At 69.6% G+C, this 9,873-nt stretch carries 13 protein-coding genes; 8 read left to right on the forward strand and 5 right to left on the reverse strand.

Annotated features, from left to right (window positions below; all coding sequences use genetic code 11):
- Window positions 1–244 precede the first annotated feature (244 nt).
- Window positions 245–835 carry a CIA30 family protein gene (locus tag ACKOQ4_RS09760; RefSeq protein ID WP_526291260.1) on the reverse strand — a complete coding sequence of 197 codons (591 nt, stop codon included), beginning with the start codon at window positions 833–835 and terminating at the stop codon, window positions 245–247.
- 145 nt (window positions 836–980) lie between these two features.
- Between ACKOQ4_RS09760 and ACKOQ4_RS09765 the strand changes: the two genes are divergently transcribed.
- The 3 genes from ACKOQ4_RS09765 (at window position 981) to ACKOQ4_RS09775 (ending at window position 3,669) form a co-directional block, all read left to right on the forward strand.
- Window positions 981–1,421, forward strand: coding sequence for a pyridoxamine 5'-phosphate oxidase family protein (locus ACKOQ4_RS09765; RefSeq protein WP_526291262.1), 441 nt, complete (start codon window positions 981–983; stop codon window positions 1,419–1,421).
- 88 nt (window positions 1,422–1,509) lie between these two features.
- Window positions 1,510–2,421, forward strand: coding sequence for an alpha/beta fold hydrolase (locus tag ACKOQ4_RS09770; RefSeq protein ID WP_526291284.1), 912 nt, complete (start codon window positions 1,510–1,512; stop codon window positions 2,419–2,421).
- Between the two features lie 546 nt (window positions 2,422–2,967).
- The gene (locus ACKOQ4_RS09775; RefSeq protein ID WP_526291264.1) at window positions 2,968–3,669 is read left to right on the forward strand and encodes a hypothetical protein; all 702 of its coding nucleotides are present in this window, start codon (window positions 2,968–2,970) and stop codon (window positions 3,667–3,669) included.
- 20 nt (window positions 3,670–3,689) lie between these two features.
- Here the strand turns inward: ACKOQ4_RS09775 and ACKOQ4_RS09780 are convergent, their stop codons facing one another.
- Together ACKOQ4_RS09780 and ACKOQ4_RS09785 are read right to left on the reverse strand one after the other, a co-directional pair.
- Window positions 3,690–4,499, reverse strand: a complete 810-nt coding sequence (locus ACKOQ4_RS09780) for a glycoside hydrolase domain-containing protein (RefSeq protein WP_526291266.1) — start codon at window positions 4,497–4,499, stop codon at window positions 3,690–3,692.
- A 68-nt stretch (window positions 4,500–4,567) separates the two neighbouring features.
- Window positions 4,568–5,359 carry an SDR family oxidoreductase gene (locus ACKOQ4_RS09785; protein WP_526291268.1) on the reverse strand — a complete coding sequence of 264 codons (792 nt, stop codon included), beginning with the start codon at window positions 5,357–5,359 and terminating at the stop codon, window positions 4,568–4,570.
- A gap of 34 nt (window positions 5,360–5,393) precedes the next feature.
- Here ACKOQ4_RS09785 and ACKOQ4_RS09790 point away from each other — a divergent pair, with 34 nt between their 5' ends.
- Window positions 5,394–6,473, forward strand: a complete 1,080-nt coding sequence (locus ACKOQ4_RS09790) for an SDR family oxidoreductase (protein ID WP_526291270.1) — start codon at window positions 5,394–5,396, stop codon at window positions 6,471–6,473.
- A gap of 13 nt (window positions 6,474–6,486) precedes the next feature.
- Here the strand turns inward: ACKOQ4_RS09790 and ACKOQ4_RS09795 are convergent, their stop codons facing one another.
- Window positions 6,487–7,095: a TetR/AcrR family transcriptional regulator gene (locus tag ACKOQ4_RS09795; protein ID WP_526291272.1), complete on the reverse strand. Its 609-nt coding sequence runs from the start codon at window positions 7,093–7,095 to the stop codon at window positions 6,487–6,489.
- 55 nt (window positions 7,096–7,150) lie between these two features.
- Between ACKOQ4_RS09795 and ACKOQ4_RS09800 the strand changes: the two genes are divergently transcribed.
- Window positions 7,151–7,996 carry an SDR family oxidoreductase gene (locus ACKOQ4_RS09800; RefSeq protein ID WP_526291274.1) on the forward strand — a complete coding sequence of 282 codons (846 nt, stop codon included), beginning with the start codon at window positions 7,151–7,153 and terminating at the stop codon, window positions 7,994–7,996.
- Window positions 7,997–8,013: 17 nt separating this feature from the next.
- Here ACKOQ4_RS09800 and ACKOQ4_RS09805 read toward each other — a convergent pair whose 3' ends face one another.
- A complete protein-coding gene (locus tag ACKOQ4_RS09805) occupies window positions 8,014–8,553 on the reverse strand; it encodes a TetR family transcriptional regulator (RefSeq protein WP_526291276.1) in 540 nt (179 codons plus the stop codon).
- Between the two features lie 66 nt (window positions 8,554–8,619).
- On the opposite strand from ACKOQ4_RS09805, the gene ACKOQ4_RS09810 reads away from it, so the two are divergent.
- From ACKOQ4_RS09810 to ACKOQ4_RS09820, 3 genes are read left to right on the forward strand one after another with little or no spacing between them, the layout of a single operon-like run.
- On the forward strand, window positions 8,620–9,030 hold the full coding sequence (locus ACKOQ4_RS09810) for a hypothetical protein (protein WP_526291278.1): 411 nt from the start codon (window positions 8,620–8,622) through the stop codon (window positions 9,028–9,030).
- Window positions 9,027–9,443 (forward strand): hypothetical protein, encoded by a 417-nt coding sequence (locus ACKOQ4_RS09815; RefSeq protein WP_526291280.1) that lies wholly within the window; start codon window positions 9,027–9,029, stop codon window positions 9,441–9,443. Before ACKOQ4_RS09810 ends, ACKOQ4_RS09815 begins: the two co-directional genes overlap by 4 nt.
- Complete coding sequence (locus ACKOQ4_RS09820) at window positions 9,440–9,778, forward strand: DUF4345 family protein (protein WP_526291282.1); 339 nt, start codon at window positions 9,440–9,442, stop codon at window positions 9,776–9,778. Before ACKOQ4_RS09815 ends, ACKOQ4_RS09820 begins: the two co-directional genes overlap by 4 nt.
- Window positions 9,779–9,873: the final 95 nt, after the last annotated feature.

Consider the following 9,873-nt stretch of genomic DNA (forward strand, 5'->3'; position numbering starts at 1 on the left):
GCGGCGAGCGAACGGGTTGGTACGAGCGTTAGCGTGAGACACGAGGACCTCCTACGGGTGAATGCCAGACACATCCACTCCGTCAGGAGGTCCTCCCCATTTCAAGCAGGCACGCCGTCAACAACCTGTCAGGTCACGACAGCTAGTCGGCGGAACCCTGTGATGGTCAGCCCGTCATACCGAGGTAGACCAGCAGGGACTGTGCCCCGCCCAGTGCGGGTACGCGACATGCGTGCAGCCGAGGTCAGGGCGAGGCGACGATCGCGCTGACCGTGATCTGAAAGGGGCCCTGCTGCTTGTCGAGGATGTAGATCGAAACCCGGCTGATGTTCGAGGGGTCCAGGGTCTGCGGCGCCTCGGGGGCGGGATCGAGACGGAAGCCGACCGGCTGGAATCCTCCGACGGGCAGTTCATAGGTCCGCGGGACGCCGGCCTCGGTGGCGAAACGCTGGATGTAGGACCAGGGCAGGCCCGCGGTCTCCACCTTGAGCAGGTAGGTCTTGCCGTCGCCCCGCGCCCGCACGCCCAGCGATCCAGCGCCGGTGGCCCGGCTCCCGATCCCGGGATCGGCGGGACTGCGGGCGGAGGCGAAGCCGCCGTTGTTCTCCAGTGAGATGGTTCCCGAGAAGACCAGGCCGCCATCCCCGAAGCCGACCGTCGAGGTCGACCGGCCGCCCATCACGGGATCGTTCACCGTCGTCCACCCGGCCACCGCAGCGGGGTCATCGAGCGCGACGAGAACCACCCCGGGGAGGTCCGCCCTGGCGATTTGTCCGGTGCTTGCACCGGACACGGTCACCAGCGCCAGGCAGGCGGTCGAGATTCCCGCTCGCACCCGCCACCGCCGTGTCGGCGCCGTGCAACGGAGATGCATTCCTTCAATGTAGGGGTTGGCCCGCTCCGCGGATGCGCCACCGCCGAGCCGGGTATCGCCGAACTGCCACGCCCGGGGCTGATGCCGCTTTTGTTAGCCTCTGCGAATGCCGGGGAAACTGAGCGACGAGCAGATCGCGGACTATCTGGACAGTCGCCCGGGCTGGGCGGTACTGAGCACCATCGACAAGGACGGGTTCCCGCATTCGGTGCCCCTGGGGTACTTCCGCCTCGGCCGCGACATCGTCATGGGTGTGCGGGACGGGACCCGCAAAGTCGCCAACGTCGAACGCAACCCGAAGGTGAGTGTCCTGCTCGAGGACGGCTCAAGCATGGCCGATATCCGCGGGGTGATGTTGCAGGGTCACGCCCGCATCGTTCGTGAACACGACGAAGCGCTCCAGCTCGCCAGGGAGGGCGCCCGGTCCCGGGGAGTGCCGGAATCCGACTGGCCCACCGAGCCCAGAGCGGGCGCGGCCTACATCCGCATGACACCCGTCAGAACGCTGTCGTGGGATTACGGAAGTTCAACGTCAGCCCAGGCATAGGGCCGCGCCCGGTTTCACACGGATACGATCCGGGCTCATGACCGAAGGGACATCCGGCTCAGGGGTCGCACGTGGGCATCCCGCCGAGATGGCCGAGCCCGATGCAGCCGGCTCCGGTGTCCTGCCGCCCGTCGCCGCCCGGGTGCGCCGGCTGTTCTGGGCGCTCGAGCGGTTGGCTCCCGCGTTGGGATCGCGGTGGGCGGTCGAGTTGTGGTGCACCCCTCCGGTTCTCGAGTCGAGCCTGCGGATGCCGCCCGGAGTGCCGCCGGGAAGGCCGATAGAGGCGTTCTGGGACGGCCACCGGGTCGCCGGGGAGGAATGGGGGGAGGGGCCGACCGTCTTTCTGGTGCACGGCTGGGGCGGTCAGCGCGCGCACCTGGCGGTGTTCGTCAAACCGCTTGTGCAGCAGGGATACCGGGTCATCGCCTTCGACCTGCCCAGTCACAACGAGTCGGACCGGGGTGCGCTCGCGCCGGGGCGGACCACCGCCATCGAGTGCGCCGAGGCGATCACGGCGATGATCGAGACCCACGGTCCCGCGCACGCGGTGGTCGCGCACTCACTCGGCGCCAACTCGACGGTGCTGGCGGCGGCTGACGGCACACAGGTAGGGCGCCTGGTCTTCCTGGCGCCGATGGGGGAGTTTCCGCTCTATCTCGACCTGTTCGCGCAACGCCACGGCTTCGGCCGCCGGATCCGTGCGGGCCTGCACCGTCGTCTTGAACGCCGGATCGGGATGCAGCTGCACGAGACGAACATGACGTGGACCGGTCGGCGGGCCAACTATCCGCCGCTGCTGCTGATCCACGATCCCGACGACCCGGACAGTCCCCACGCCGCCAGCGAACGCGTGGCCGCGGCGTGGCCGGGCGCACGACTGCTGACCACGCGAGGTCTGGGCCGGCTGGCGCACTACCGGATTCTGCGCCACCGCCCCGCGATTCGCGCCGGAGTGGAGTTCATCGACCCGAACGGTGCCGGCCCGAGCCCCGCAGGCTGACCCCGGAGATGGTTAGGGTGGCCCCCGCGGCGGGTAGCCCGCTCGAGGCCGCGGCGATCGAGACGGTGACCGCCCGTCCCGGCTTGCCTAAGCTACTGCTGATCGTCACTTCTCCGGATGGGCGGCACACGCATGGCAACGACGAGCGGGCGTTTCCGGGGGCTGATCGCGTTGGCCCCCGCCACCGTGCTGATGGCAGCCCAACTGCTCGCACCCCCGCCGGCGCAGGCGTGTGCGGAGGGCCAACTGGAGGACACGCTGACAGGGATGTGCTGGTCGCAGTCCGGAGCAGGCGAGTCCTACGGAGGACCAGGCGATGGCCCCTGTCTGCCGGGCCGACTCGGCAACTGCTTGGGCTCCCTGCAGAAGAGTGTTCCCGCGACCGGCGGCGCCAGCGAGAACTCCGCGGTGCCCTGCGGATTCGGTCCGGAGGGCGGTTTGCGGTGCGGGTACTGGTGAGGCGGGGTCGGATGGCGCAGGCCTGAGCGCGGCAAGCCCGTCGTCAATGTTGCCAACGGGGAGGACTGCGAGCCATACACTCATCCGGTGGATATCAGCAAATTGATCGCCGGTGCGGCGACGGGCCCGGTCCGGGTGGGCCTCGCGGCGGCCGACGCCGGGCTTGCCGCCGCGAGCCAGGCGATCGGGTTCGTGAGGCAGTCCCTGGGCGAGGAGGGCGCGCCGACCGGCGACGAGATGTCGGTCGACCCGCTCACCGAGATACTGCCGGTGCGAGGGGCGATCGTGGGCGCCAACCGCGTTGCCGAGTTGACTGAGCCCGACCGGGCGCTGGGACGGATCCTGGCCCGCGGTGGGCCGGCGGACAAGCTGACGCGGCCCGGGGGAGTCTTCGACATCATCACCGAGCCGGGCGGATTACTGGACCGGATCTCGATCGAGGACAGTGCGCTGGAGCGGATGCTGGCTCCCGGTGGTCTCGTTGATCGCCTGCTTGACGAGGACGGCCCACTCGAGCGGATGTTCGCCGAGGATGGTGTCATCGAGCGGATGTTCGCCGCCGACGGCGTGATCGACAAGCTGACGGCCAAGGACGGACCACTCGAGCAACTCACCGAAGCCGCGGAAATCCTGAGCCGGCTGCAGCCCGCCGTGGATGCGCTGACGCCGACGGCCGATACCCTCGAGTCCGCCGTCGACACCCTGAACAGAGTGGTGAACTCGCTCGGCAACATCGCCGACCGCATTCCGCGGCGGCGGGCGGCGCGGGCGTCCGGGGCGGATAAGTAGGCACCGCGCCGGCCCCGGGGTCAGGGGTGCAGGTTCCACTGGCCGCAGTCGCCGGCCAGGACGTCGTTGACGTCGACTTCGATCCCGCCGACCAACGGGCCGGGATTCGACGCGGTGCTCACGATGCGCTGGTAGAGAACGGCGGTCGGCTCGACTTCGTTGCCGGACCAGGCCCGGGTCTGCCAGGCCCACCGGTGGCCGGGCGTACCGGAATTCCCGATGACGCCGTCGGCGGCGGCCCACCGGCACACGTCGATCCCTCCGTAGACACCGGTGCGTTGCACACCGAGCACCGAGTTGATACCCCGAAACCACTGCAGCGCAACGGTATTCCAGGTGTCCCGGCTGATGTCGTCATCGACGCTGAAGAAGATGGGCGCACTTTGGCCGCCGCCGGCCGCGGTGTGCAACTGCCAGGCGGTGCGAGCGTCGGCGATGCCGCCGGCGTACCCGCGGGTGAAGTCCGACGGCGCCGTCCCGCCCGGCTTGCCGTACTGGTAGTTGCTGACGATGACCAGTCCGGCGGCGGTCAGCGAGTCGGCGTAGGGCTTTGTGATCGGCTTGGCGCCGAAGTTGGAACCGGGACGCGACAGCGAGACGTAGTTGATCACCCCGGCGTAGCCCGCCGCGCGGATGTCGGCCGCGGGGATCTGGCGCATGGCGTAGTCGATGAGCATCGGGGCCGCCGCCGAGGCGGTCGGGGTCCCGGTGGCCGCAGCGCTCGCACCCAGCCCGGCCAGCGCCGATACCGCGCTGGCGTAGCGGAGTGCGTCACGCCGCGAGACCGGGCGCGATCGCCCGGTGCTGGGGGTTCCCGACGAGTCCGGCACCACCTGATGTTAACGATGGGACTGCTGTTAACGGTGCAACCCGCGTGCGAGTCGCGGGCACGGTGGCGTCAGCGCAGGCTCCGCTGATAGCGGCGCATCCCGGCGATCCACCGGTCGTAGTCCGAGCCCTTCTGCCGGTACATCTCCAGCACCTCCGGGTGCGGCAGCACCAGGAACGTCCCCTCGGCGATGGCCCGGACCACCAGAGCCGCGACGGCGTCGGGCTCGATCACCGCGCCGGCGCCGGTCACCGCGGCGCCGGCGATGCGTGCCTGGGCGTCCGGTGAGCCGGACATGCCGCGGAGCAGGGGTGTGTCCACACCCATCGGGCACACGCAGCTCACCCCGATCCCGTTGTCGCCGTAGGTGACGGCCAGCCACTCGGCGAACCCGACGGCGGCGTGCTTGGTCACGCTGTAGGGCGCCGCACCCACCTGGGTCAGCAGACCGGCCGCCGACGCGACGGAGACGAAATGTCCGCGGCCCCGCTCGAGCCACTCCGGCAGGACCGCTTTCGCGGCCCGGATGTGGCCGCGCAGGTTGACGTCGAGGATGCGGTCCCACGCGGCCTCGTCGGCACCGAGGCCGGGCTCCCCGACGATTCCGGCGTTGGCGACGTAGATGTCCACCGGCCCGAAGGCCCGGCGCGCCGTGTCGAGCAGGGCGGCGACACCGGCTGTGCTCCCGGCGTCGGCGGCCACCGCGACGCCGCCCGTCAACGCCGCGGTCGCATGGGCGGAGTCGGCGTCGATGTCGCACGCCACCACCGAGGCGCCGGCCGAGGCCAACTCCGCGGCGATGGATCTGCCGATACCCGAGCCCGCTCCGGTGACCACCGCCACCGATCCGTCGATCACCACGGTGTCGATTATCGCGCGGTAATACCATGTCGCGATGGGCAGCAAGTCAACGGTTATCGACCCGAAAGCGCCGGTCCTCGTCACCGGCGCCAGCGGCTACATCGGCAGTTGGATCGTCAGGTCAGTCCTGGAGGCCGGTTACACCGTGCACGGAACGGTGCGTAACCCGCAGAAGAAGACCGGTCTGGAGCACCTGCACAAGCTGTCCGACGAGCATCCGGGGCGGCTCACGCTGTTCAAGGCCGACCTGCTCGACACCGGCAGCTTCGATGAGGCGATGGCCGGGTGCGAGCTGGTCATGCACACCGCGTCGCCCTTCCTGCTCAGCGGTTTCGACGACGCCGAGGAGGCACTGGTGCGCCCCGCGCTGGAGGGCACCCGCAACGTGCTGGACTCGGTCAACCGCACACCGTCGGTGAAGCGGGTGGTGCTGACCAGCAGCGTGGTGGCCATCTACGGTGACAACCGCGACTCCGAGGATGTTCCCGGAGGGGTCTTCACCGACGAGCACTGGAACACCACGAGCAGCGTCGACCACCAACCGTATTCGTACTCGAAGACGGTGGCCGAGCAGGAGGCCTGGCGCTACCAGAAGGCCCAGGACCGTTGGGACATGGTGACCATTCACCCCGGACTGGTGTTCGGGCCGGCGCTGACCAAGGCCAGCGACTCGGCGAGCCTGAGCACGATGAAACAGTTCACCGACGGAACCCTGCTGGCCGGAGCGCCCGACTTGACCCTGCCCGTGGTGGACGTGCGCGATGTCGCCGCCGCCCATCTGCGGGCGGGTTTCACACCGGAGGCGCACGGCCGCTACATCGTCAACGCGGACACGCTGACCCTGCTCGACATCGGCAAGATCCTGCGCGAGGGGTTCGGCAGGCTCTACCCGTTCCCGCGCAGGACGGCACACAAGCCGGTGGTGAAGGCCTTCGCCCCCCTGGCCGGCATGACTCGCGAGTTCGTCGCCCACAACGTGGGATACCCGCTGAAGTTCGACAACATCCGCAGCCGGCAGGAGCTGGGGCTGGCCTACCACCCGGTCGATGAGACCTTCACCGAGCATTTCCAGCAGATGCTCGACGACGGCGTGGTCCGCAAGAGGCGGGTGTAGCCTCCGGCCGGCGCTACCGCCGTTGGGCGGCGGTTCCGACGCCGGCGAAGATCACCGCGACGCTGCGGCTGAGCCGCGCGGTGAACTCGGCAGGCGTGGCGGTGGCCGGGTCCTCGCCCTTGGCGCCGAAGGCGCAGTCGTTGAGGACGCCCGCCACCTGGGCCAGCGTGAGCCCGGATGCGCCCAGGTCGATCTCCCCGGCGGCGGCGGCGTGTCGCAGCACGGCTATGGTGATCTTCTCCGCCCGGCGGTGGGCGGACTGGGCGATGTCGCCGCACAGCGCACCGTGGCGGTCGTAGAGCTCGGCGGCGTGCGGCGAGCTCGACGTCAGCTCCACGAAACGAAGGAAGCGTGCCTGCAGCAGCCGGGTGACGCGGCTTTCGATGTCGAGGTCCGGTGCGTCGGCGACCTCGCGCATCGCCGCCAGGTGCTCCTCGTGCAGGCGGGACACCAGATCGCGGAACAACTCCTCCTTGCCGCTGCAGTGCGCGTACACCGTCGCCCGCGACACCTGCGCCCGCCGGGCGATGCTCTCGATGGAGGCCCGCCGGTAGCCGAAGGCGCTGAACTCGGCAAGGGCCGCGGCGGCGATCGCGTCGCCCGTCGTCATCCCCAGGGTCACGTGCCAAGGATGAACATCATTGACACTTTTTGCAATGACTGTCTACCGTGTCGGAATGACTGACGTGTCCAAGGCCGTGCTCATCACCGGCTGCTCCTCCGGCATCGGGCGTGCCACCGCGCTGCGGCTGGCCAAGGCCGGCCACACCGTCTACGCCACCGCGCGCCGCGTCGACTCCCTGGCCGACCTGCGGGCGGCCGGCGCGCACACCCTGGCCCTTGACGTGACCGACGAGGACTCCATGACCGCCGCGGTCGGGCGCGTCGTCGACGAGCGGGGTGCGGTCGGCGTACTGATCAATAACGCCGGCTACTCGCAGTCCGGCGCGCTGGAGACCCTGTCGATGGACGATCTGCGCCGGCAGTTCGAGACCAATGTCTTTGGGCTGGTGCGGATGTGCCAGCTGGTGCTGCCCGGGATGCGTGCCCAGCACTGGGGCCGCATCGTCAACATCAGTTCGATGGGGGCGAACTTCACCTTCCCGGGCGGCGGCGCCTACCACGCCTCGAAGTACGCCGTCGAGGCGATCAGCGACGCGCTGCGCTTCGAGGTCAAGGGTTTTGGTGTTGACGTCGTGATCGTCCAGCCGGGCCTGATCCGAACCGAGTTCGCCGCCACGGCCCAGACCGCAATGGGCTCCGACGACGGCCCGTACGCGGAGTTCAACGCCGCTGTCGGCGCGGCGACCGAGGACGCCTACGCCAAGGGCCCGCTGGCCAGACTCGGCGGCGACGCCGACAGTGTCGCCAGAGCGGTGGAGAAGGCCATCACCGCCAAACACCCGCCGATCCGGATGCGGGTGACGCCCTCGGCGCATCTGCTCATCGGCGCCAACGGGCTGATGAGCGACGGCATGTGGGACCGGTTCCTGGCCGCGCAGTTCCCGCGGCCGGGCTCTTAGCCGCCTGACCGGAGCTTTCAGCCGATCCCGATCGCGCGGGCGGCGGCGTTCGCCGTCCGCGCGCCCGACACCCGGCGCAGCAGCAGCAGGCCGTCGAGGATCGCGATCGAGGCCAGCGCCTCCTGCCGGCGCCCGGCGGGGGTGGGTGCGGCGATCCGCGGCTCGATCCAGTCCACCCAACGGTCGATGATCACCGGCGCAAGAGAGGCATACGGTTCGCGCCGGGCGCTGGCCAGCCCGATGATCTCGAAGTAGACCGCGAAGACCGGGTCCGCCGAGGGTGAGGCCAGCACCGGCCAGGCCCGGCGCCGCAGTTCCTCGGCCGGGAGTGCGGTGTCGCCGAAGGCGGCGGCGAGAGTGGCTTCCATCTGCTCGCCGAGGGCGCCGATCACCGCGGCGATCATGTCGTCCTTGGTCGGGAAGTAGTAGACGACGGTGCGGTCGCTGATGCCCAGGCTCGCGCCCACCGATCCGAAGGTCAGCGAGCCGATGCCCGATGTGGCGGCCAGCCGGGTGGCCGCGGCCAGCAGGTCCTCCCGGGAGTGCTTGTAGCCCACTGCTTGATCGTAGTGGTAGCGGGGGCTACACTAATTGTAGTAGTCGCTACAATGTGCGGAGGAGACATGGTCGATCGTGGTTCGGCACCCGCGGGGACGGGTCTGGTGGTCGGGGCACTGGTGGCATTCGGGTTCGCCCTGTTGATCAGGCTGCTCCCGGAGTCGCTCTTCCTGCAGGCCCACTGGCGCGTTGCGGTGTACGCACTGTGCGCGGCGGCCGCCCCTCCGACGGTGCTCTTCCTGCAGTGGATCGCACGGACGCGTGGCCTCGAACGGCGTCAGGTCTTCTCCTGGGCGGCCGCGGGCGCCATGTCTTTTGACGGGCTGGCGATCGGTTTCATCCCCGACCTCTACGGCCAGACCGGACAGGCGCTGGCCTGGACCGCCTCTGCGCTGATCTTCGCCTTCGCCAGCCTGCTGATCGCCGGTCAGGTCATGCTGGGGCGGACAGCCTCCCCGGCCGGCCTCCAGAGGTGACGATGTCACGGAGCGCCTGGATCACGTGGCTGCAGGTCGTCCTCGCCGCGCTGCTGGCTTACGCGCTGGTGCTGGTGTTCGCCGGTTCTGTTGCAGGACAATTGTTCTCCGTGCTGGGGTTCGGTCCGCCGGAGTCGATCGACAGTGCCGCGGCGCGTGACTACCTCAAGCTCCCGTTCATGGTGCTGGGGGCTGTGCTGGCCGGCTGGGCGGTGACGATGATCCAGATCGTGCGGGGCCCGCTGCGCGACGGATCGCCCTGGGCGCCGACGATTCTCATTCGATCGGTGGCGGTGTGGTTCGTCCTTGACACCGGGATGTCGCTGGTGCTGGGGTTTCCGACGCACGCGGTGTTCAACCTGATCTTCGTCACCGCCCTGGGCATTCCGCTGCTGGCGTTGAGGGCGCCGTGAGCGTCGCCGCACACATCGGAGCGGCGATCTCGATCCTCGCCGGCTGCCTGGGTCTCATCTGGCCCAGGAGAGTCAGCGCCGTCATCGGGCTGCACCTCCCGGGCCCGCTCGGTGTCTCGGAGTTCCGGGCGACCTATGGAGGACTGTTCATCGGGGCCGGGCTGGCCGTGCTGCTGATCGGAACCCGGGAGGCGGCGCTGGTGCTCGGTGCGGCGTGGGGTGGGGCGTGCCTCGCCCGCATCGTCTCACTGGTGGTCGACAGGTCCCGTTCGAAGGAGAACATCGCCGGCCTGGCGATCGAGGCCGTCGTCGCGGCACTGCTCGTTCTAGCGTGAGGTCATGAGACACCTCGTCTTCACCCAACCCGGCCACCTGGAGTGGCGGCAGGCGCCCGATCCCGAACCGGGACTCGGCCAGGCCGTCGTGCGCC

Source organism: Mycobacterium sp., assembly GCF_046095365.1.
Taxonomy (GTDB): domain Bacteria; phylum Actinomycetota; class Actinomycetes; order Mycobacteriales; family Mycobacteriaceae; genus Mycobacterium.